Origin of the sequence: Luteitalea pratensis, assembly GCF_001618865.1 — a bacterium.
GTDB lineage: Bacteria > Acidobacteriota > Vicinamibacteria > Vicinamibacterales > Vicinamibacteraceae > Luteitalea > Luteitalea pratensis.
The window spans coordinates 2,075,383-2,096,861 of record NZ_CP015136.1 but is presented as its reverse complement, the minus strand read 5'-3'; the positions used below and the strand labels follow the sequence as shown (position 1 = coordinate 2,096,861).

At 64.8% G+C, this 21,479-nt stretch carries 17 protein-coding genes, 1 tRNA gene and 3 pseudogenes; 11 read left to right on the top strand and 10 right to left on the bottom strand.

The window, feature by feature from the left end:
- Nucleotides 1-258 precede the first annotated feature (258 nt).
- The 6 genes from LuPra_RS08610 to LuPra_RS31705 all read left to right on the top strand — a co-directional run bounded on the left by LuPra_RS08610 (nt 259) and on the right by LuPra_RS31705 (nt 8,396).
- Complete coding sequence (locus LuPra_RS08610) at nt 259-3,774, top strand: outer membrane beta-barrel protein (RefSeq protein WP_110170368.1); 3,516 nt, start codon at nt 259-261, stop codon at nt 3,772-3,774.
- 263 nt (nt 3,775-4,037) lie between these two features.
- On the top strand, nt 4,038-5,111 hold the full coding sequence (locus LuPra_RS08605) for an IS5 family transposase (RefSeq protein ID WP_110174593.1): 1,074 nt from the start codon (nt 4,038-4,040) through the stop codon (nt 5,109-5,111).
- 106 nt (nt 5,112-5,217) lie between these two features.
- Nucleotides 5,218-6,174: a ThuA domain-containing protein gene (locus LuPra_RS08600; RefSeq protein WP_234800792.1), complete on the top strand. Its 957-nt coding sequence runs from the start codon at nt 5,218-5,220 to the stop codon at nt 6,172-6,174.
- A gap of 499 nt (nt 6,175-6,673) precedes the next feature.
- Nucleotides 6,674-6,841 (top strand): hypothetical protein, encoded by a 168-nt coding sequence (locus LuPra_RS31710; protein ID WP_157898905.1) that lies wholly within the window; start codon nt 6,674-6,676, stop codon nt 6,839-6,841.
- A gap of 246 nt (nt 6,842-7,087) precedes the next feature.
- On the top strand, nt 7,088-7,213 hold the full coding sequence (locus LuPra_RS33890) for a hypothetical protein (RefSeq protein WP_257724500.1): 126 nt from the start codon (nt 7,088-7,090) through the stop codon (nt 7,211-7,213).
- Nucleotides 7,214-8,066: 853 nt separating this feature from the next.
- Entirely contained in the window at nt 8,067-8,396 is a 330-nt protein-coding gene (locus tag LuPra_RS31705; RefSeq protein ID WP_157898904.1) for a hypothetical protein, read from the top strand.
- A 35-nt stretch (nt 8,397-8,431) separates the two neighbouring features.
- Here LuPra_RS31705 and LuPra_RS08580 read toward each other — a convergent pair whose 3' ends face one another.
- On the bottom strand, nt 8,432-8,764 hold the full coding sequence (locus tag LuPra_RS08580; protein ID WP_157898903.1) for an ATP-binding protein: 333 nt from the start codon (nt 8,762-8,764) through the stop codon (nt 8,432-8,434).
- A gap of 441 nt (nt 8,765-9,205) precedes the next feature.
- On the opposite strand from LuPra_RS08580, the gene LuPra_RS31700 reads away from it, so the two are divergent.
- Both LuPra_RS31700 and LuPra_RS08575 read left to right on the top strand, forming a co-directional pair.
- Nucleotides 9,206-9,304 (top strand) — tRNA-OTHER (locus LuPra_RS31700).
- Nucleotides 9,305-9,980: 676 nt separating this feature from the next.
- Complete coding sequence (locus tag LuPra_RS08575; RefSeq protein ID WP_110170363.1) at nt 9,981-10,616, top strand: GSU2403 family nucleotidyltransferase fold protein; 636 nt, start codon at nt 9,981-9,983, stop codon at nt 10,614-10,616.
- A 714-nt stretch (nt 10,617-11,330) separates the two neighbouring features.
- Here LuPra_RS08575 and LuPra_RS08570 read toward each other — a convergent pair.
- The 6 genes and pseudogenes from LuPra_RS08570 to LuPra_RS34335 form a co-directional block, all read right to left on the bottom strand.
- Nucleotides 11,331-11,735 (bottom strand): (R)-mandelonitrile lyase, encoded by a 405-nt coding sequence (locus tag LuPra_RS08570; RefSeq protein WP_110170362.1) that lies wholly within the window; start codon nt 11,733-11,735, stop codon nt 11,331-11,333.
- A gap of 169 nt (nt 11,736-11,904) precedes the next feature.
- Nucleotides 11,905-12,195, bottom strand: a pseudogene (locus tag LuPra_RS08565) (carboxymuconolactone decarboxylase family protein); the annotation flags it as partial.
- Nucleotides 12,196-12,312: 117 nt separating this feature from the next.
- Nucleotides 12,313-13,329, bottom strand: a complete 1,017-nt coding sequence (locus LuPra_RS08560) for a zinc-dependent alcohol dehydrogenase family protein (protein ID WP_110170361.1) — start codon at nt 13,327-13,329, stop codon at nt 12,313-12,315.
- Between the two features lie 33 nt (nt 13,330-13,362).
- A complete protein-coding gene (locus LuPra_RS08555) occupies nt 13,363-13,830 on the bottom strand; it encodes a cyclophilin-like fold protein (RefSeq protein WP_110170360.1) in 468 nt (155 codons plus the stop codon).
- An 8-nt stretch (nt 13,831-13,838) separates the two neighbouring features.
- On the bottom strand, nt 13,839-14,960 hold the full coding sequence (locus LuPra_RS08550) for an alpha/beta hydrolase (RefSeq protein WP_110170359.1): 1,122 nt from the start codon (nt 14,958-14,960) through the stop codon (nt 13,839-13,841).
- Nucleotides 14,957-16,127 (bottom strand): annotated as a pseudogene (locus LuPra_RS34335) (MFS transporter). The gene LuPra_RS08550 and the pseudogene LuPra_RS34335 overlap by 4 nt, the downstream one beginning before the upstream one ends.
- Nucleotides 16,128-16,318: 191 nt before the next feature.
- On the opposite strand from LuPra_RS34335, the gene LuPra_RS08540 reads away from it, so the two are divergent.
- Nucleotides 16,319-17,206: a LysR family transcriptional regulator gene (locus tag LuPra_RS08540; RefSeq protein ID WP_110170358.1), complete on the top strand. Its 888-nt coding sequence runs from the start codon at nt 16,319-16,321 to the stop codon at nt 17,204-17,206.
- Between the two features lie 519 nt (nt 17,207-17,725).
- On the opposite strand, the gene LuPra_RS34330 is transcribed toward LuPra_RS08540, so the two are convergent.
- The 3 genes and pseudogenes from LuPra_RS34330 to LuPra_RS08530 all read right to left on the bottom strand — a co-directional run bounded on the left by LuPra_RS34330 (nt 17,726) and on the right by LuPra_RS08530 (nt 19,684).
- The gene (locus LuPra_RS34330; protein ID WP_418001409.1) at nt 17,726-18,058 is read right to left on the bottom strand and encodes an ECF-type sigma factor; all 333 of its coding nucleotides are present in this window, start codon (nt 18,056-18,058) and stop codon (nt 17,726-17,728) included.
- An 85-nt stretch (nt 18,059-18,143) separates the two neighbouring features.
- Nucleotides 18,144-18,236 (bottom strand): annotated as a pseudogene (locus LuPra_RS34325) (ECF-type sigma factor); the annotation flags it as partial.
- A 521-nt stretch (nt 18,237-18,757) separates the two neighbouring features.
- Nucleotides 18,758-19,684 (bottom strand): SGNH/GDSL hydrolase family protein, encoded by a 927-nt coding sequence (locus LuPra_RS08530; RefSeq protein WP_110170357.1) that lies wholly within the window; start codon nt 19,682-19,684, stop codon nt 18,758-18,760.
- 312 nt (nt 19,685-19,996) lie between these two features.
- On the opposite strand from LuPra_RS08530, the gene LuPra_RS08525 reads away from it, so the two are divergent.
- Together LuPra_RS08525 and LuPra_RS34320 are read left to right on the top strand one after the other, a co-directional pair.
- Nucleotides 19,997-20,563, top strand: a complete 567-nt coding sequence (locus LuPra_RS08525) for a sigma-70 family RNA polymerase sigma factor (protein ID WP_110170356.1) — start codon at nt 19,997-19,999, stop codon at nt 20,561-20,563.
- A complete protein-coding gene (locus LuPra_RS34320; protein WP_418001399.1) occupies nt 20,506-21,375 on the top strand; it encodes a protein kinase domain-containing protein in 870 nt (289 codons plus the stop codon). Before LuPra_RS08525 ends, LuPra_RS34320 begins: the two co-directional genes overlap by 58 nt.
- The last annotated feature ends 104 nt before the right edge of the window (nt 21,376-21,479 follow it).

Here is a 21,479-nt window from a genome sequence, read left to right as displayed (position 1 = left end):
TTCTCGTTGTTAACCGGCATCTTACAGTTTCATTTCGGCCCGCTCGACCAATTGGCCCGTTGCGACACCAGTCCGCGGATGCACGGCGTGGTGGCGACGGGGTGTGATCGTCCGCCCAACTCGACTGACGCCGCTTGACAGTCGGTAGTTCGATCGATACGTTCTCTGCGCAACCACATTTGCGACGTACGCAGGTTCGGCGGCTGAATGAACTCGGCAGCCCGGGCTGTGTCCGCGTGACGATACGGAGGACTCTCGATGTCAGCACGACGTCTGGCTGCGGCCCTGTGCGCGCTCCTCTTGGCTTCGACCACGGCGAGCGCGCAGGTCGTCGCCGGCAGCATCAGTGGCACCACCATCGACGCCCAAGGCGGCGTCGTGCCTGGAGTGAACATCGTCATCGTGAACGAGTCGACGCTCGAGGAGCGCTCGACCGTGACCAACGATCGCGGCGAGTTCCAGTTGACCAACCTGATGCCCGGCCGCTACACCGTCCGCGCGACGCTGGAGAGCTTCCGCACGCACGAGCGCCAGAATGTCGTCCTGAGCGCCGGCGAGCGCCTGAGCGTCGGCAACGTGACGATGGACGTGGGCGCCGTCGGCGAGACCGTGGTGGTCGAGGCGCGAGGCGCGCACGTCAACGTCGCCGAAACCCAGCACGCCGGCGTCATCACCGCCAACCAGATCGAGCAGGTGCAGGTGCTCGGCCGCGACGTCACGTCGATCATGCGTCTGCTGCCGGGCGTCCGGTACGAGCAGACCGTGGACTCGCTCGGCATGAGTTTCGGCACCGACGTGCCCAACGTCGGCGGTGCCCGGCGCGACTGGAGCAACGTCGTTGTCGACGGTCTGGTCGCCAACGAGGCGGGCAACAGCGGCCTCATGTCGCAACAGATCAACCTCGACGCGATCGCCGAGGTGCGTGTGCTGCTGAACACCTATCGCGCCGAGTATGGGCGCGCCGGTGGTGGTCAGGTGCAGATCGTGAGCAAGGCGGGCGGCGCCAACTATCGCGGCAATCTCTATTACTACGGCCGCCACGAATCGCTCAACGCCAACGACTTCTTCCGCAACCGTCAAGGCGTGGCCAAGCCCCCCTACCGGTTCAACACCTACGGCGCCAACCTGGGTGGTCCGGTGCCCAAGGCGAAGAACCTCTACTTCTTCTACTCGCTGGAAGCGCCGCTGGTGAAACGCCCCGGTCCACTGCGCAACTGGACGATGCCGACCGACGCCGAGATGCGTGGCGACTTCTCGCAGACCCTGGACAGCCAGGGACGGTTGATCAACATCCGCGACCCGCAGCGTGAAGGCGCCTGCAACGCGGTCACCGGCGGCCCGGGGTGCTTCCCCGGCAATATCATCCCGGCCAACCGCATCAACCAGAACGGCTTCAACCTGCTGAACATGCTGCCGCGGGCGACCAACTTCGACCGCAACTTCACCCAGGGCAACTTCAATCACTCGACGCAGTCCAACGCCGACAACCCGAAGATGAACAACATCGTCCGGGTCGACTGGCGGCCGACGGCCAACGACAGCTTCTATTTCACGTTCAAGGACTGGTACTCGGACCAGCGCGGCAGCGAGATCACGGCCGGACCGTCGCAGTGGGGCTTCTTCAACACCCACTACCTGAACACCGACCGCGGCGGCAGCGTGAACTACACCAAGATCCTGCGCCCGAACCTGATCATGGATACCGACTTCGGCATCCGGACCCAGACCGAGCAGTTCTATCCGCTCACCGATGGCGACTGGGATCGCATCAACCGGAGCAACGTCGGCTTCAACGTCGGCCAGTTCAACCCGCAGCTCAATCCGCGCAACGTGATTCCCAAGGTGCAGTTCGGTTTGACCAACTCGCCGAACTTCAACTACGACAACCGCCTGGTCGACCAGGGTCAGGGATGGATCACGTCGATCCGCAGCAACCTGAGCTGGATCAAGGGCAGCCACTCGTTCAAGACCGGGTTCTACTTCGAGCAGTCGCGCAACTCGGAGGGCAACGGCGGCGTCGGTGCCGGGCCGTGGGCGGGGCAGTTCAACTTCGCCACCGACGTCAACAACCCGCTCGATTCGAACTACGCGTTCGCCAACGCCCTGCTCGGCAACTTCCGGGACTACACGGAGATCGATGCTTTCTCCGAAGTCGAAGGCTATCGCTACATCACCGAGTTCTACGTGCAGGACACGTGGAAGGCGGCCTCGCGGCTGACGGTGGACTACGGCGTCCGGTTCCTCAAGTACACGCCCTGGTACTCGACGCTGCCGGCGGCGGAGTTCGTCCCCGAGCGATGGGATCCGGCGCTCGCGCCGCGGCTGTACGAGCCGGCCCGTATCAACGGCCAGAACGTCGCGCTCGACCCGGTGACCGGCGAGACGAAGCCGAACGTGTTCGTCGGTTCGTTCGTCCCCGGCACGGGCGACCGCTACAACGGCATGGTGACCAGCGACGCCGGCTACCCACGCGGCTTCCGCGACTCGCGAGGCCTCGAGCTCGAGCCCCGCTTCGGTCTGGCGTGGGACATCATGGGCGACCAGAAGATGGCCCTGCACGCCAGCGCCGGCCTGTACCACAACTCGTTCATCAACGCGAACACGCTCGATGCCCTGGCCCGCAACCCGCCGGCGCAGAACACGCCCAGCATCTTCTACAGCTCGTTCGACACCTTCCTCGGCGCCGGACAGCAGGGCGCCTTCTCGAACCGTCCGAGCAACGTCTTCGGCCTCCAACGGGACGCCAAGACACCGATGGCCTACAACTACTCGGTGGGTGTCCAGCGGGAGCTGGGCTGGGGCACGGTGCTCGACGTCACCTATGCCGGGTCCCAGACGCGCAACCTGGAGATGAATGTACAGCTCAATCGGGTGCCCGACGGCGCGCGCTTCGTCGACCTGAACCCGCAGAACGCCAATCCCCAGAACCCCACGAGCGCCAAGCCGGCGGAGTTCCTGCGTCCGTACCGCGGTTACGGCAACATCGACATCCGGGAGCACTTCGGCAGGAGCTCGTACAACTCACTGCAGGTGCAGCTCAATCGCCGCTACATCAACGGCCTTCAGTTTGCCGTCGCCTACACGCTGGCGAAGACCGTGGGCGACGGCTCAGCCGACAACAACAACATCAACTCGGCCGGCGTGTTCAATCCGGCACGCCCTGGAGCGGCGTGGAACGACCGCCCCGACACATCGACGCAACTGCACAACCTGGTCCTCAACTACACCTGGGACGTGCCCAACGGCAGCCGCCTGATGGACAACGCGCTCGGCCGCGGCCTCCTCGACGGCTGGCAGATGTCTGGCGATACGGCCTTCGTCAGCGGCGACTGGGCTGGTCTCTCCCAGCCGACGACGACCGACAATGCCGATTTGACGGGCGGCGACCAGGGCACCAGAGCGACGATCACCGGAGATCCGCTGTGCTCGGGCAACTGCGATCTCTCGCCGGGCGGCACCGGCAGCTTCTTCAACGTCTCGAGCTTCGCCCGAAACGCCCGCGGCGATTTCGGCAACGCCGAGGCGACCTTCTACCGGCGGCCGCGGATCATCGTCACGAACTTCTCGATGTTCAAGAACTTCGGCCTCGGCGGCTCGCGCAGGCTGCAGGTCCGCTGGGAGATGTACAACGTCTTCAACCAGGTGAACTGGTCGAGCATCGATACGACACCACGGTTCAACCCGGCAGGCGAGCAGGTCAACGCCGCGTTCGGCCAGGCGACCGCGGCGCGCGCCCCGCGCATCATGCAGGGCGCGCTGCGATTCAGTTTCTAGGGGAACGGCCCGGCGTCACGCCGGGTCGATCTCAATCGGACAGTTGCGGGGCATACTGTGCGCACCATGAGATTCCGGCGATCCTCGTTGTTCCTGACGCATTGGGCACTGGCCGTTGCACTGTGCTCGGCGAGCCCGGTGTTTGCGGAGTCCACCGCGGACGCGGCCGCTGCATCGAATCCGAACGTCGTCGTCTACGAGCTTGCTGAAAAACGGCGCCTGAGGGATCGACAACGCGGATCCCGAGCACTACGATGACGAGCATGCGCGGAGACGACCGTCAGCCCACCTCGATGTTCAGCTACGTCTCGGCCGAGGATCGCGTCCCGGCCGATCATCCGCTGCGCCCGATTCGTGTGCTGGTCGACGAGATCCTGCGCGACATGTCGCGCGACTTCGATGGCCTCTATGCCCGCGTCGGCCGTCCGTCGATTCCGCCTGAGCGCCTGCTGCGGGCGCAGTTGCTGCAGTTGTTCTACTCGATCCGCAGCGAGCGGCTGCTGATGGAGCAGCTCGATTACAACATCCTGTTCCGGTGGTTCGTGGGGCTCGAGATGGACGAGCCGATCTGGGTCCCGACCGTCTTCACCAAGAACCGCGATCGCTTGCTGAATCAGGAGGTCGCGCGCCAGTTCCTGCAACGGGTCGTCGACCGGGCCTCGGCGTGGATGTCTGACGAGCACTTCACCGTCGACGGCACGTTGATCGAGGCCTGGGCGAGTCAGAAGAGTTTTCAGCCGAAGGCCGGGCCGCCCGAGGGTGATGGCCGCAACTTCCATGGCCAAACACGCACCAACGACACGCACGCCTCCAAGACCGATCCGGATGCGCGGTTGTATCGCAAATCGTTCCAGAGCGAGGCGCGGCTGGCGTACCTCGGGCACGTGCTGATGGAGAATCGCCACGGTTTGATCGTGGACGGCATGGCCACGACGGCGGATGGCCACGCCGAACGCGACGCCGCGCTGCTGATGCTGCAGAAGCATGCGCGTCCGTCGCGCCCGCGCACGCTCGGCGCGGACAAACTTTTCGACACCCGCGATTTCGTCGATGTCACGCGGCAACTCGGATACACGCCGCACGTCAGCCAGAACGTGAAGCGGACGGGCGGCAGCGCGATCGATCGGCGCACGACACGGCATGCCGGCTACAGCATCAGTCAGGCCTGTCGGCCGCGCATCGAACGCGTCTTCGGGTGGCTGAAACCGCTGGCGGGGCTGCGCAAGGTGAAGCTCCGCGGGCTCGACAAGGTCGACAGCCTGTTCGTCTTCGCGTGCGCCGCCTTCAACCTGCGACGACTGCCGAGACTCCTCGCGATGGCGGCTACGCCTGCGTAAGGCCTCCGTCGACCGTGTGGCCGCGGGTCGCCGCGGTCGACCCGCCCACGTGTATCCGACTCGATAGGTCACGTCTCGCACAGCGAGCGGGATGAAATCAGCCGTCATGGCCGGTTCTTCAGCAAGCTCCTACAGGGGCGACACGGGCAGCGGGGCCGGCAAGCACATCGTCTTCATCGCGGGCGATCACGAATACCGCAGCGAAGAGACGCTCCCGATGCTGGCCCGCATCATGGCGCATCACTACGGGTTCACGTGCAGCGTCTTGTTCACCACCAACCCGCAGACCGGCGAGATCGATCCCGAGAGTTCGCACATCACCGGCCTGGCGACCCTCGACAAGGCCGATCTGCTCGTCATCTTCACCCGCTTCAAGGATTTCCCTGACGCGGAGATGAAGCACGTGGTCGACTATCTCAATCGCGGCGGCCCGGTCGTCGGCCTCCGCACCGCCACGCACGCCTTCCAGATTCAACGGGCCGATGCCGCTTACGCCAAATATTCCTGGAAGGGCACGCCGGAGTACGTCGGCGGCTTCGGCCGGCAGATTCTCGGCGAGACGTGGGTGTCGCACTACGGCGCCAATCACAAACAGAGCTCGCGCCTGGTGGCCGAGAAGGGCGAGGCGGGCCACCCGATCCTGCGCGGCGTGAAGGACGCGTGGGTGAAGTCCGGCGGCTACACGGCCAACCCCATCGAAGGGAGCCACGTGCTGGCCACCGGCGAGATCCTCGACGGCATGACCCCGGATTCGCCTCCCGCCCAGGGCAAGACGCTCCAGCCCGTCGCCTGGTACCGCACCTACACCGCCGACTCCGGCAAGCAGGGGCGGGCCTTCGCGACGACCCATGGCGCCTCCGAGGACATCGTCAACGACGGCTTCCGGCGCTTGATGGTGAATGCGATCCTGTGGGGCGCCGGCCTCGAGTCGAGCATCAGCCCCGATGGGCCAATCGCCCTAGTCGGTCCGTACCATCCGACGACCTACGCGTTCAAGGGCTTCATCAGGGGGATGAAGCCCTCGGACTTCGCCGGGTGGGACTCGGCGATCCCGAAGCGATAGCCCTCGCGCCAGGGCGCCTCACAGCGACCTGAGGAACTCGACGAGATCGCCTCCGGGTCAGAAGTGCCCGAACTTCCCGGTGCCGCGGGGACCTTCATCGTGACGGTCCGCGGCAGCCTTGCGCGGCCGAGGCGACATGACCAGCGTTCTCGGCGGCCGCGCACGACTGGCGAGGCCGCCGGCGTCGCAGTGTCGCCACCGACCCAGCGCCGCGAGGTCCGGCCACCACCTGCAGCGACGTCTCGGCTTGCGCGTTCAGCTCCTCGCTGACCGCCGCGCTCTCTTCGGCCGTCGCGGCCGCGCCTTCCTTCGTTGGGACCGCGCGATCGATTCCTCGATCAGCCCCGCCGTGTCCTTCACCGCATCGGGCGACCGCTGCGCCAGTGTGACCTGCCGATCATCGGCCCACGTGTACTCGTCCCGTTTCGCGTGCATCACGTCAACCCAGACGAGTTCCTCCGTCGCTCGTTTCCTTGACACGAATGGCGACGTGGCGGCCTTGGCCATTCCCCCACTGCTGGCGTTGCTGTGGATGCCCTTGGACACCCCGGTGGACCAGGCCTTCGCCGTGGCTGGATTCGGGTTCTGCGCCGTGGGCGCCATGACGAACCAGATCATTCCCGGTGCGCTTCAGTTGCGCCTGCCGCATCCGATGACCGGCTTGTGAACGCAATATCAGGCGTTACAAACGTCCGGTCAGCAGCATCACGATCAGAATCAGGAGAACCAACCCACCTAGCCCAATGCCCACCCGTGGCCCTCCTGCATAGAACCCGCCCCCGCCCAACAACAGCAGTAGGATTATGAGAATCAGTAGGGTGCTCATGATGCGCAGGTTACTGCCTCAAGGTCATCTTCGGCAAGCCCTGCACAACGTCGCCAAGCACGCGGCGGGGAGCCGCGTTGCGTCACGTTGTCGTTCAGTGACGACGAGATCCGGTTCAGCGTGGAGGACGATGGCCGCGGCTTCGAGGCAGCGGCTGCGACGGCCGTGGGCAACGGCCCGGGACTGGTCAGCATGCGCGAGTGCGCCCCGTGATCGGTGGCCAACTCGAGATCCGTTCGGAGCTCGCTGCAACTCCGTTCTACGCGCAGCCTGCGCGGACGCTGATGAAGTGAGGGCGCGAGCGCACTGCCTGAAGCACGTGGTCGAAGATGCTGACTCGACTTCACGGTCGAAAGCGGATGACGTTGGAAACGCCGCCGCAGTGGTCGTCCGCGAGAGCGCGAGTCCGCGCGATCGTCGTCGAGGCCTCCGCCCTCCTGGAATTTCTGCTGCAAACGCCGCTTGGGACCACAGTGGAGGCGCATCTTTTCAGAACCAGGACGACTTCCATTGACCTCACCTGACAGACGTTGAAGTGACGCAAGGCCTCTGTCGACTCGCACGGGACAGGCGAGGTCGTCGATCTCCTCACTCGCGCGTGGACACTGCGGGGAAACATTACGGCGTACGACGCCGTGTATGTGGCTCTGGCGGAGCGCCTGAGGCCCCGATCGTCACATGCGATGCGCCGCTCGCAAAGGCGCCCGGTCACCGGGCACGCATCGAAGTGATCAAACCTGACGAGGGCCGTTATGCACAACCACTTCATAGAGGTCGTCGCGCGTGGTTCGATATGATGCCTTCGAGCAAGCTCGGGCTGACCTCCGAGTCGCCCGAATGAGATCCGCATCGGCCATTCCGTGCCGAGGCGTCGACCTCGTGTCGCCACAAGGCTCATTTTCTTAGGAGAACACTAATGTCCGCTGCAATCACTGCGTGTGTACTCGCCGCCATGATGCTGGTGCACACAGCCGCAGCTCCGGCGACTCGTCAGAGGGGTCCTGGCACAACTACGCCTGTCCGAGGCGCGTGTTCGCTGATCACATCGCAGGAGATCGCGGGCATCATGGGCACTGGAATTCGTGACGGAGAACCGCAAGCCGTGCCGGAGGGTACAGAGTGCCGGTTTCGGTTATCGAATGGCGACTGGGTCCACGTTGCCCTAGGGCCAACTGACGCCAAGACCTTCGCACAGGTTCGTAAACTATTAGGGACCCAGGCGGAGATACAAGCCGGCGTCGGCGACGAGGCCTTCTTCTGGGGCAATGTGCGCATCCATGTTCGTGTCGGCACGCAGTCGCTGATCATTGGCTTTGCTCGCAACGACCAAGGCAATGCGACAACGAAAGGGAACGTGCTCGCGCTTGCGAAGCTCGGTGCGCCGCGGGTGCGCTAACCTTGCGCCGCAATTGCGGTCCTTACCACAGAGACTCACGCCGCCAGTCGGACGATGCGTGCTGGCCGCGCTGCAGGGCAACGTAACCGTGAACGTGGTGCCACCCTCGGGACTGTTGCGGGCAGCGACAATGCCTTGGTGCAAATCGATGATGAGACCGATTCGAGACCGTGCGACTTCGTCGTCACGAAGCGCGCGAACAGTTGGGCATCCGTCGGAAGGCCGAAACCTGTGTCATGCACGGAGATGTCGACTTCGGTGTCCCTGCCTTCGAGGCGGACCGTGAGCTTGCGCCTCGCCTGAGGCGTCTCAACCATCGCGTCCAGCGCATTCATCACCAAGTTCACGAGCACCTGCTGCAACAACACGTGGTCGCCGTCGACGACGCAGGCGTTGGGACGGCAGCTTGAGGGTCGCGTCGACCTCTCGTGCCGTGATCTCGTGCGCCACGAACGCAAGGCTCTGGTGAATGAGCGTGCGCACATCGACAGGTTTCCGGCCGAGCTGCTGATTTCTCAGCATTCCGCGGTGGCGATCAATGATTCCAGAGGCTGGGCGGGAAGCCGGCTTTCGGAGATGCTCCATCGTTGCAACGCCCGCCAGTCGAAGATCGGAGGTCAGACTTGTTGCGTTGGGGCAGCAGAGCACCCTCCGCACGACCGAACCGACGGCGGTAGACGCGCGCCGCTGTCTGGGCATGTGTTCGCTGGAGTGGCTTCGCGATGCGGCTGAGCTCGACTGACAATTGACGGACAATCCGAGGCTGCCTCGAGCAGCTTCGCGTGGCCTGCAGCGGTGATCGGGCTCACACGTCTGAGGCTGCAGCGGGTCCGTGCGGCCTCCAGTGGCCTCGCTCCCGAAAACGTCTAAGCCGGCGGTCGTAGGTTCGAACCCTACCGGGCGTACCAAGCTAAGTCATTCACGCACAACGGATTACAAGCACTTCGCACATCGGCAATCGGCGCGCGTCTTTTGTGCAGAGGCAACTGGAGGCTGCCGGAGGCCACCTCGCGTTGTCAGTCGTTTGTCAGTCGAGACCGGTGGTCCTTCTCGGCCAAGCCAGAAAATGCATCGCTGGCCATCACACAACGCCTGTTGTGCACTCTCGCGAAGCATTCCAGGGAGCTGCGACCCCCGGCTCTTTGGGCAAGTGGACCGGAGCCCGCTCGGCTGACGCGGCCCTTGCTTTGTCAGTCGATCGTCAGTCGTCAGGATTTGCTTACGGCAGCGAGGCGCGACCGGTCTCGACGCTGAACGCCTGGTGCGCCACGGAGTACGTCCCCGTCTCTCAGGCTTCGTCAATCCCCGCCGTCCTCATAGGCCGGTGTTGCCCGTCAGGCAAGGGTCAAGCGGAGACTCGAGTCGCTCGCACGCGCCAGAGGCCAGGCGCATTCGCGGCTGACCGCGTCGCAGTGCCTCTCTAGAAGCCGACGCCGACGTTGATGCGCAGCGTCGGTATGATCCGCGGCCCCTCCATTGCGTCCATGCCGATCAGGCGTTTGAGGCCGAAGCCGCCCGCGGCCCTGAACAAGCCGACTTGATCTACCGCAAAGTTCTCAAGCCACTACTCGGAAAGGTCCGCCAGTGACCGCCGAACGCGACAACGAGAACATTGCCGTCCTCTTCGATGCTCTGGCTCCATACCTTGACCGTGTCGTCATCGTTGGCGGGTGGGCACATCGGCTGTTTAGGCAACACGCGCTGGCGCAGGCGCTGCCGTATCGACCGCTGATGACCCGTGACACGGACGTGGCGATTCCAAGTGGCATCACCGCCGACAAGGGGAACCTGCGTGACCGGCTGCTCGTGCGAGGCTTCATAGAGGAGTTCCTGGGAGACGACCGCCCGCCTGTCACCCACTATCAACTGGGCGATGATGCGGGGTTCTACGCGGAGTTCCTGACACCGCTCTCAGGAGGCGAGTTCCGGAGGGACGGAACAAAGGACGTGACCACTTCCGTCAGCGGTGTGTCTGCGCAGAAGCTGCGTCATCTCGACGTGCTGTTGATTGCGCCTTGGAGCGTGACGCTTCGTTCCACCGGCGCGACGATGAACATCATTCGCGAATCCTGTCTGCTACATTGCGCAGAAGCTGCTGATCAGTGGCAAGCGAACATCACGTCAGCGCGCCAAAGACGTGCTGTACATTCACGACACACTGGAACTGCTTGGTGGCTCGATCGATGTCACGTTGTCAGTCGTTTGTCAGTCGAGGCCTGAGGTCCTTCTCGGCGAAGCCCCGAGGTGCAGCGCTGACCACGCGAAACCGCCGGTTGTTGCATTCGCCCGATGCATTCCTGGGCTCTGCGACCCCCGGCTCTTTGGGAATGTGGGTCGCAGCGGTGAAGCATTCGGTTGTCAGTCAATTGTCAGTCGTCCGCATCTGCTTACCTGTTGCGATGCGTGAGCGGCCTCGACGCTGAGCGTACAGCTGGTGAGCGATACGCCGGGTATCAACTCTCCCGGGCCTCGTCGATGCCCTCATCGGCGCTCATCGGCCCGATGCTCGCGGTCAGGTTGTTGCATGACCTCAAGCCATCTCTGGGATCTGCGACCCCCGGCTCTTTCGGCAACTGGATGTAAGGCTCTCGCGCTGGCGAGGCTCATCCCGTTGTCAGTCAACTGTCAGTGGTCGGCATTCGCATACCGGTTAGCGCCAGCCGATTAGGCTGCGCGCAAGCACGCGCGGATCGTGACCGACAAGCCCACGTGCCACTCCTCCCAGGGCTTGCCAGCTCGCAGTCATCAATTGAGCTGACGGTGGCGATCGGGCCAACGTGTCCACCTTCGCGAAGGTGTCCACGCAATCGGATCGCGCGCACTTGCGGCTCGCACTTCTCACCGGTGCTGGACTGGGCCGTGATGCTCCGGGCGGTCCGGTAAAGCCTGGCTTCGAGCCCCATGTGACTACCACCAAATCCCGCGAACGCTATCTCACGCGGGGCGGCCGTCGTACTGTGCATCGGTGACGTGTTCCAGCCAATCCACAACTTTGCCGTCGAGCTTCTCGTGAATCGCGATGTGCGTCATCGCCGTCGTGGACGTAGCTCCGTGCCAATGCTTCTCCCCGGGCGGAAACCACACGACATCCCCTGGGCGGATCTCCTCCACCGGACCACCCCACCGCTGCACTCGGCCGACGCCGGCGGTCACGATGAGCGTCTGGCCGAGCGGGTGCGTGTGCCATGCGGTGCGGCCCCCGGGCTCGAATGTGACGCTGCCACCGCCCGCACGCGCCGGAAGGACCGCCTCGAACAAGGGATCGATGCGGACTGTTCCGGTGAACCACTCTGCAGGTCCCTTCATCGACGGTTGGGACCCGCCTCGCTTGATTTCCATCTCGCCTCCTCGCCCTTTTCCCCACGCGCTGACGAACGGCACCGTGATCGCGGCGACTGCCGCCCATATGGCGGATCGCCTGGTGTGGCCCCCGTGACGCATGGCGTCGGAATACGCAGGTTCTCGTGGTGTGGTGGATCGTGTCATAGCTCCAGTGCTCCTTGACCGGTTAGCGCCGGCGCTTGTCGAAGACGTCCTTGGCCACCGGCACCGCCGCGAACGCGGTTGGCCACCCCGCGTAGAAGGCCACGTGCGTGATGACCTCGCCGGCTTCTTCCCTGGTCAGGCCGCTGTCCATCGCGCGATTGAGGTGATAGGTCACCTGCGCGACCTGGCCTGCGGCGATCAGTGCGCTCACGGTCACGAGACTGCGGTCTCGGGCCGCGGGTGCTGGCCGAAGCCACACGTCCCTGAACAGGACGTCTGTCGTGTACTCCACGAGACCCGGCGCCACAGGGCCCACGGTCGCGTCCACCAAGGCCGCGCGTGCCTTCGCGCACGACGCCACGAGCGACAGTGCGACAATCGCGGCGGCGTAACCAGCACTTCGCTTGTGCATATCGACTCCAGAGGCTCACTACGGGCGCAGCAACGCCTTGATGGCGCGGCGTTCGTCCATCGCACGATAGCCCTCCGCGACTTGATCGAGGGGCAGCGTGAGATCGAAGACCTTGCCGGGCTCGATGGTGCCTTTCAGGACGAGGTCGATGAGGTGTGGCAGGTATCGCCGCACAGGAGCCGGGCCGCCGTGCAGGCGCACATGGGAAAAGAAGAGCGGCTCGCCATCGAGAGCGACGCCGTGCGGGACGCCGACGAAGCCAGCCCCGCCTCCCGGGCGCGTGGCGCGAATCGCCTGCATCATCGATTCCTGCGTGCCCACGCACTCGAGGACGGCGTCGGCGCCCACACCCTTCGTCAATTCCTTGATGCGCGCCACGCCCTCATCGCCGCGCTCGCTGACGATGTCGGTAGCACCGAACTCGCGCGCGAGCGCCTGGCGCGTCGCATGGCGGCTCATCGCAATGATGCGTTCGGCGCCCATCTGCTTCGCTGACAGCACGCCGAGCAACCCAACGGCCCCGTCGCCGACCACGGCGACCGTGGCACCCGGCGTGACGTGTGCGGCGTCGGCGGCGAACCAGCCAGTGCCGAGAACATCCGAGGTGGTGAGCAGGCTCGAAAGCAGGTCGTCAGACGGCACCTCGTCGGTGGCCACCAGGGTGCCATCCGCAAGAGGCACACGCAGCAGCGGGGCCTGCGCCTCGGACATGAACTCGCGCTGGACACACGACGAGTGGTAGCCGTGACGGCAGTGCGGGCAGGTGTTGTCGGACGTCGCGAACGAGCCGACGACGAACTGCCCGCGCATGACCGTTCGGACCTCACGACCGACATCCTCGACGATGCCGCAGTATTCATGGCCCATCGGGGTGGGACCGCTGAGGGGCTGGGCGCCTCGGTAGGGCCAGAGATCAGACCCGCAGACGCATGCGGCCGAGACGCGAATGATCGCATCGGTGGGCCGCACGATTGTCGGGTCCGGCCGCTCCTCGAACCGCACGTCCCTCGGACCGTAGAGCATCGTCGCTTTCATGTCGCTTCTCCTCGCACGGTTCGCGTGCTCGAACTATTTCCCCTGCCGCACTGCCAACGTCACGGTGACGCTGCCAGGCCCAAGCGCGCGCTCGAGCCCCGCAGGGTCGTCGATCCGCGCGATGCGCGTGTAGCTGTACGTGGTGGCAAACGACTTGTAGAAGAGCACCAGCGTGTCGGAGCCGTAGAGCATCACGTCGCCGCTCTGGATCGACGATGGCCTCGATGGCTGCGTCGGCAGACTCGCCGGCAGTCTGAAGAGCTTCTCGTTGCCATTGAGTTCCGACATCCGGACCGACAACGGCAGCAGTGACTTGAAGGCGGAGGCTGTGCGGTTGTCCACCGGTGTGGCGACGAACGTTTCGTCGCCGATCGCGAGCGTCAATGTATTGCCCATGGAGCTTTCACTCACGGCTCGCTGGGCCGTCAGCGGACCCGGCCACGTGCAGGCCAGCGCCAGTGCGACGACAAGCGAGACCACGGACGCGTGATAGTTGACCATCCCGAACCTCAGCGAAGACGCGACGATGGCGCCGCGCCTCGTGCCAGATGCGGTCCGAAGAAGGACTGCAGCTTGTCCCACGGAATGAGGTTCACGCGGTCGTAGAGGTCCACGTGGCCGGCGCCGGGAACGACGAAGAGTTCCTTCGGCTCCGACGCCTTTTCGTAGGCGTGCTCGCTGAAGATGCGTGAATGGGCCTGGTCGCCCGTGATCAAGAGCACCGGGCGCGGCGAGATCCAGCCGAGATGCTGATACGACCAGAACAGCATCATCTGCGCGTCACTCGACCGAGCGAACGCGGTGGTAGCGCGCGGATGCCGACCGCGGGGCGTGCGGTAGTAGTCGAAGAACTCCCTATCAATCGCCGTCGAGCTTGCGGTCAGTACCTGCGGCGTGCCGATCACCATCGTCCGCTCCGCGCCATCGACCTCGGCCCAGCGCTGCGATGCGACGTCGCTCAGGTTCTTTCTGAGCGCGCTGTCGTCCAGCTGTGGGGCGAGCCCCTGCCGTTTGGCCTGACCGATGTCGTACATGCTGACCGTGGCTACCGCCTTGATCCGCGGGTCGATCTCAGCTGCCGCCAGGCCGAAACCGCCACTGCCGCACACGCCGATGACGCCGATCCGCTCGCGGTCCACAACAGAGAGCCCGCCCAGATAGTCAACAGCGGCGCTGAAGTCCTCGACGAGGGCTTCCGAGGAGGCAATGCCCTGAGGCTGGCCGCCGCTTTCGCCGACGTAGGACGGGTCGTGAGCGACCGTGATGTAGCCGCGCTCGGCCATCGTCTGGGCATAGAGGCCCGACGACTGCTCCTTGACGGCGCCGAACGGACCGCCCACCACAAGTGCGGCGTGTCGCTGCGAGCGATCGAGAGTCTTCGGGCTATAACGGTCCGCCACGAGGGCGATGCCGAGTCGGTTGTAGAAGCTGACCTTCCGGTGATCGACGCGATCGCTCTTGGGAAACGTCTTGTCCCACGCGAGGGTCTGCTGCGCGAACACCGGCGCATCGATGGCCGACATCAGGCCCGCCGCGACACCCGCACCAGTCAGCTTCAAGAAGCCCCGCCGACCGGCATCGAGGCCGAGCGGCGGTTTTGCGGCGCGGCCGGTTCCGGTTCGGTTGCTCATATCTGAATCTCCGTAACGGTGGAAAAGATGGGGCTGAGCGCTGGCTCGAGGGCCACGGCCTCCCGGCCTGCCCGGTAAGCCAGGTAGGCGGCTCCGCACAGCAAGACGGTGCTCACCTAGAAGGTGCTTCGATAGCCGCGCAGATCGAACAGCAGCCCGCCAAGCGACGCACCGAGCGTGATGGCCAGTTGAATCGTCGCCACCATCAGGCCCCCGCCCGCCTCGGCGTCCTCCGGCAGCGTCCGTGTCAGCCACGTCCCCCAAGCCACCGGCGCCGGCGTGGCGACCAGCCGCCATGCCGCGAGCACGGCGGCGGTCCCCCACATCCCATCCCCGAGCGCGATCAACGCGACGGCGAGCGCGGCCATTCCGAGCGGAATGATCACCAGCACTCGGGCGAGTCGAGAGGTCAGCATCGGTCCGATCAGCGACGTCCCAATCAGGCCCGCCACGCCAATCGCCAACAGCATCAACGACAGCACGGACACGTCGACCTTCGTCACGGTCTCGAGAAACGGTCGCAGGTAGGTAAACAAGGCGACCTGCCCCATGAAGAGCAGCAGGATCGCGGCCATGCCATAGGCGACCGGGGGCCGTCGGAGGAGCGTGCAGACGTTGCTCGACGCGGACGAGCGCGCCGAGGGCATCGGCGGGAGTGTCCTTGAACTGCCACGCCAGGGCCACGGCTGCCAAGGGCACGACACAGAAGAACGCCCCGCGCCAGCCGATGAGGCTGCCGACATAGCTGCCAAGGGGCGCCGCGACGGTCGCAGCCAGCGCGTTCCCGCCATTCAGGAGCGCTAGTGCGCGCGGGACGCGGTGGTCGGGCACGAGACGCATCACGGTCGCCGTGGACATCGCCCAGAAACCGCCAATCGACACGCCGAGCAAGGCCCGGCCGAGCATCAGGACGGCGAAGTTCGGGGCCATGGCGACGACGGTTCCAGACACAACCATCAGCGCGGTCAGGAACAGCAAGACCGGACGCCGGTCGAGGCGGGCGGTCACCCCTGAGACGACGAGGCTCGTGAGCACCGCGAAGAGGCCCGCGATCGAGATGGCTTGTCCGGCCAGGCCCTCCGTCATTCGCAGGTCGGCGGCGATCGGCGTCAGCAAGCTGACGGGCATGAACTCGGAAGCGATGAGCACCATGACGCACAGCGCCATGGACAGCACCGCCCCGCGGCCGGCGGCGCGCCGAGCAATCACCTCGACCTGCAAGCCTGAACAATTCGCACCACGTGTCGCTGTCACAATTTCCTCTGCGGATCAGCGTACGCGGGGGCACCAACACTGAGTAGACGGCAAAATGAGGAAGGGTTGTTGACGGACAGTCAACAATCGGGGATTACATAGTCATGCGAGACGAACTCAGCGTGCTTTCGGCATTCCTGGTGGTGGCCGAAGAGCGCAGCTTCACCAAGGCGGCGAAGCAGTTGAACATCTCCACGTCAGGCTTAAGTCACGCCATTCGTCGGCTCGAGGAGCAGATCGGCGTGCGGTTGCTGACGCGTACCACGCGGAGCGTGTCCCCGACCGATGCCGGCGAGCAGTTGCTGGCACACCTCCGGCCCGCGCTGGCCGACATCAGGGCCACGCTGACCAACCTGTCCGGCCTGCAGACCAAGCCGGTCGGACGCGTCCGTTTGCTGTGCCCGCGGCTTGCCGCGAAGACTGTGCTGGCGCCCGGACTCGGTCGCTTCGCGCGCGACTACCCGGACGTGGAACTCGACATCACGACCGATGACAGCCGCGTCGACCTCGTGTCAGCGGGCTTCGACGCCGGCATCCAGTTCGGCGAGTACATCGCGCAGGACATGGTGGCCGTACGCGTCTCTCCCGATTTGCGCCCCGCGATCGTCGGCGCGCCGGCGTACTTCGCGTTGCACGCCAAGCCGACGGCTCCGCGAGACGTGTTGCAACATCGATGCATCGGTTTCCGTCACCGCGGCGAGAGCAAGTACCGGTGGGAATTCGACAAAGGCGACCAGTCGCTGGCCATCTCCGTGAGCGGATCGCTGAATGTCGATGACTTGGACCTCGTAATCCAAGCGGCTCTCGACGGCGCCGGCCTGGCCTGGGTGGCAGAAGATCGCATCGTGCAGCACCTCGCGACGGGCGCCCTGGTGCGCGTGCTTGAAGATTGGTGCCCACCCTTCCCCGGGTTCTTCCTCTACTATCCCAGTCGGAAGCAGCAGCCCGCGGCACTTGCCGCTGTGATCGACACCTTCCGCTTCACGAATTGAACGATGGCCGCTCGGCGCAGGCAACGACTGTGGGCCTTCTCCAGCCCGGGGGCAGATCCTAGCCTCTATCTCTGCGGCAGCGCTTACGTTGTTCCAGATACGCGAGACGTCGCACGGAGTTCGACTCCCGCCGCCTCCACCAATCGTGCAGAGTTGTCCATACCGTCCAATGGCGTTCCATGGACGTCCAGTTCTGCCCCACGAATCCCCAACAATTCACCGAACCTCCCGCCAGTCGGCGGCGCAGGTGGGTGCCAGCGGCGGCCTCCTACCCGTGCGCCACGGGGGTACTTCTGGGGGTACTCGGCGGATTGGGGGTATCGATGCCCTGGGGGTATCGACAACCCGCCTGGGGCCTCTGCCCCGCCACGCCACGTCTCGCGTCTTCGCCCTCACACAATAGAACGCGCGCTGTGCTGGCCAATTCTTACGGCCAGCGCACCACTCGCGGGTCACCGCGTCAAGGGTGAGGCTCGCGGCCCAATCGGGCGACCCGGACTTGACGTCACCTCTGCACATTCACGATATGAGGGCGCAACCATCGAGCAATTGACCGCGTCCCGCGAGCTCTTGAATCCGCTGCGTTGGATCCTGCGCGAAGACCAAGGTGAACCGGCCGATCGTCAACACGATCCCCTTGAATGGACCCGATGGGTTTGAAGAACACGCTCCGACCTGTCGAGACCGCCGTGGTGATGCCGGCACTGTCTGTGGACACATGGAAGGCACCGGTGATGCACGCTTGGCTGCGCGTCTGGCGCGGGCCCGTTCCAGCACGATGCGCCGCATCAGTCGCGCGGCGATGGCAAAGAAGTGCGTGCGATTCTGCCAGCTGACGGAACGTTGATCGATGAGCTTCAGGTAGGCCTCGTGTGAGGACAGCCGTGGCTTGAAGCGTCAGCCCGCGATCCCGTCCCAGCTGCCGACGCGCGAGGCGCCGGAGCTCGCCGTAAACCAACGGCGCCAACTGCTCCAAGGCGCTCCGGTCCCCATCCCGCCAAGCTAAGAGCAGCTGAGTGATTTCGGTCATCGGTCAGGGTGCGCCGTGAAATGAGCGGAGGACAGCCGGACGGGATACGGTTGCAACGAGAATGGGCGACCGGCCAGGGCGTCCCCCACCTGCTCGACAAGGGCAGACGAGGCGTTGACTTCGCGTTCTAGAGTCCGACGTCACAGCCAGACCGCATGACGGAGGTCGATGCCAGCGAGTTCACCCGCCTGACAACGACTTAGCAAGACGGCGGCGGCTGGCGCGCTCTACCTTCATGCATTACAACTTCGGCGTTCCATGATCACGAGACCGAGAACCGCTGCTGGCCGCCCGGACGAACGGACGGCGAATGCACGCGCGACCTCATCGCACGATCATGCGCTGTGGCGGTCGACACGCCAGCGGCCCTCAGCCGGCCTACCGACGGCACCCTCAGCAGCCCGTCCACAAACCCCATAGTCTGACTGGCCGCGTCCGGTGCACCGCAAAGGAGGATTGCATCATGGTGTTTGCTGACATTCACAGCGGCTCGGTGGAGTTCCGGACACAGTCGCGAGGCGCTATCGTCCTGGGACGCAGCGCTCAGGGTTAACCGGCTTCGGGAGCACCAATGGAGCCGCCCTGACTGCGCCCGTGTCGGCAAGCTGGTCAAAAGCGACTTGCTGCAGAGCCTGGGTCTCTGACCGCGACAAACCAAGTTCGTACGCCGAGCACTCGTTGTCGCCAAGCGAGCGCGGATCGCGCGCGGTCAGACGGCCGAAGATGACGAGGGCCGCCAGGTAGTAGCCGTGCGTACTGGCGTGATAGTGGTCGTAGGTCCAGAGGCTGAGTTTGCCCGCCTCGATGCCATCGTAAGGATTCTTGTCTGCGACGCCGACTTGGATGGCACGCGTGAAGGCTTCGCCGACTGGAATCGCGGTCTTGATCGAAGCTGCGGCAGCGGCCTTGTCATACGCCATGCGTACGTCCCGTGCCATGGCCTCGATGGGCTGACCGGCCCAAGCGCCCGCCGCTTGGTATGTCTGGTCGGCACGCGACCACGTTGCCATCAGGTACAGGTCGACCTGAGGATTCCGCGCACGGAGGACGCTTGCCATCTGCTGAATCGTGGCAATGAGCTTGGCCGCATCGCCAGGCTTGTCATTGTCCAGCAAGGAATGTCCGTGCATGACCACGACATCCCAGCCGCGCCTGGCAATCACACCGACCTTGTTCTCAAGGTGAAAGTCGAGCCCGGAACCGCCGCGTGTCTCGACCGACACGTCGTACTCGAGTCCCGCCTGTTGGGTAAACGACTTGAAGAGCGCCGGCACGCCGCCGATGCCTTCGCTGTTGAGGTCTGTTACTGTGTCGGCGCGGTAGAAGCGGACAGCCGACCCGTGGCCATAGGTGAAACTGTTGCCGATGAACAGGACGCTCGTGCCAGCAGTCGCTCCCAGTTCAGCCGCCAAGATGAGGCCGGCGACCAGTGTCGATAGCACTCGCATGCCCCACCTCCTCGTTGGCGCGGTGACACTGGGAACACACGACCGCGAACCCGTCTTCTTCGCCGGCCTAACGTGCGGCTTCAGCCGCAGCGACTCAGAATCGCATGAGCCACCGGCGGCGGCAACCCGATGTCCGGCAGCCCTTCGGCGCGTATGGTGCACGGCCGAGGCGACCTTTGCACCTGGTTTGTCAGTCGCTCTGTAACGTCGCGCTCCGGCCTCGAGTGAAACGGTGCACAGAGGGGTCTCGATCCGATCTCGGCACGAGGTTAGAATTGGCCTCACATCAAATAGCGGTTCGGCTTCCACGCCATGTCGTCACACATCACCCGTTTGCTCGTGGCTTGGGGAGACGGCAACCAGCACGCGCGAGACGAGCTGCTTGACGCCGTTTATGGCGAACTTCGCCGACTCGCTCACCATCACCTTCGCCGGGAACGGCCTGGGCACACGCTCCAAACCACGGCGCTCGTGCACGATGCCTACCTGCAGCTGGTCGATCAGCGGCACGTGCGATGGCAGAATCGCACGCATTTCTTCGGGATCGCGGCACACCTCATCCGTCGCATCCTGGTGGAATACGCACGGCGACGATCCGCTGGTAAGCGGGGCGGTGGCGCGATCAGAGTGCCGCTCGATCCAGGCATGGCCGCATTGCACCCGAAAGACATCGTCGTCGTGGCGATGGATCCGGCATTGGACGCACTGGAGAAGGTCGATCCGCAGCAGAGCCGTATCGTTGAGTTGCGCTTCTTCGGTGGCCTGACGGTCGAGGAAACCGCCGATGTGCTCGGCATTTCCCCGCGGACAGTCAAGCGTGAATGGCGCATGGCCAAGGCATGGCTCCAGCGGGAGCTCGAAACCGTAGGGTTGACATGACCCCGGCTCGATGGCAGCGGATCAAGAGTGTCTTCCACGAAGCCGCTGAGCACGAGCCGCTCCGGCGCGCGGCGTATCTCGATGCGGCGTGCGCGGACGACCCCGAGGTGCGGATCCGTGTCGAGTCACTTCTCGCCCGTGACGTGTGCGGATTCGGGTTGCTGAATTCGCAGGTCGACGCCGCCGACTGGTTCGGACAGGAACGCGGCCGACTGTTGCAGGACGTGGTGTTCGAAAGTGCGCGGCAAGACGGCATCGACATGGTCGAGAGCGCTGATCGCCTCAGCCGAGAGGTGCCAGGAGTGGCCGTTTCCTCTGGCGGGACCGCAGTCAGACTGAGACCGGGCGAGGTCGTCGGACCGTATCGCGTGCTGGAACTTCTCGGCACGGGTGGCATGGGGGAGGTGTACAAGGCCGCAGATACGCGGCTGGAGCGGCTGGTCGCGCTCAAGCTGCTGGCGACCGTGGCGCTGGAGCCCTCGCGCATCCACCGGTTCATCCGCGAAGCGCGCGCGGCGTCGGCGCTGAATCATCCGAACATTTGCACGGTCTACGACATCGGTGAGTATCAGCGCGAGGCTTACCTCGGAGTTGGATGCGAGGAGCGATCTGTTCTCGTTGGGCGTCGTCCTGCGCGAGATGGCCACCGGCAAGGCGCCGTTCGCCAGACCCGCTTTCCAGCCGCCGCAGGCGTGCCAGGCGGATTTCGTCGCCGCGCTCAAGGCGTATCGCGGTCTCCCACGCACAGTCCGCCGCCTCCTGCGCAAAGCTCTGGCACACGACCCCGCAGACCGACATCAAACGGCCGATGAACTCCTCGACGATCTCGACCGGATTGCGGCCGCGCGCGGACGGCGACCCTTCTACGTTACGACTGCACTCCTTGGCATGGCGGGGATGGCCGCGGCCTCCCTGC

What these genes read in the sequence shown, in the direction of transcription:
- LuPra_RS08540 (WP_110170358.1), top strand. Translation starts at nt 16,319, where the DNA reads ATGCGAGACGAACTCAGCGTGCTTTCGGCATTCCTGGTGGTGGCCGAA.
- LuPra_RS08525 (WP_110170356.1), top strand. Translation starts at nt 19,997, where the DNA reads ATGTCGTCACACATCACCCGTTTGCTCGTGGCTTGGGGAGACGGCAAC.
- LuPra_RS34320 (WP_418001399.1), top strand. Translation starts at nt 20,506, where the DNA reads ATGGCGCATGGCCAAGGCATGGCTCCAGCGGGAGCTCGAAACCGTAGG.
- LuPra_RS08605 (WP_110174593.1), top strand. Translation starts at nt 4,038, where the DNA reads ATGCGCGGAGACGACCGTCAGCCCACCTCGATGTTCAGCTACGTCTCG.
- LuPra_RS08555 (WP_110170360.1), bottom strand. Translation starts at nt 13,830, where the DNA reads ATGGTCAACTATCACGCGTCCGTGGTCTCGCTTGTCGTCGCACTGGCG.
- LuPra_RS31705 (WP_157898904.1), top strand. Translation starts at nt 8,067, where the DNA reads ATGGGCACTGGAATTCGTGACGGAGAACCGCAAGCCGTGCCGGAGGGT.
- LuPra_RS08560 (WP_110170361.1), bottom strand. Translation starts at nt 13,329, where the DNA reads ATGAAAGCGACGATGCTCTACGGTCCGAGGGACGTGCGGTTCGAGGAG.
- LuPra_RS08600 (WP_234800792.1), top strand. Translation starts at nt 5,218, where the DNA reads ATGGCCGGTTCTTCAGCAAGCTCCTACAGGGGCGACACGGGCAGCGGG.
- LuPra_RS08610 (WP_110170368.1), top strand. Translation starts at nt 259, where the DNA reads ATGTCAGCACGACGTCTGGCTGCGGCCCTGTGCGCGCTCCTCTTGGCT.
- LuPra_RS08550 (WP_110170359.1), bottom strand. Translation starts at nt 14,960, where the DNA reads ATGAGCAACCGAACCGGAACCGGCCGCGCCGCAAAACCGCCGCTCGGC.
- LuPra_RS08570 (WP_110170362.1), bottom strand. Translation starts at nt 11,735, where the DNA reads ATGGAAATCAAGCGAGGCGGGTCCCAACCGTCGATGAAGGGACCTGCA.
- LuPra_RS08530 (WP_110170357.1), bottom strand. Translation starts at nt 19,684, where the DNA reads ATGCGAGTGCTATCGACACTGGTCGCCGGCCTCATCTTGGCGGCTGAA.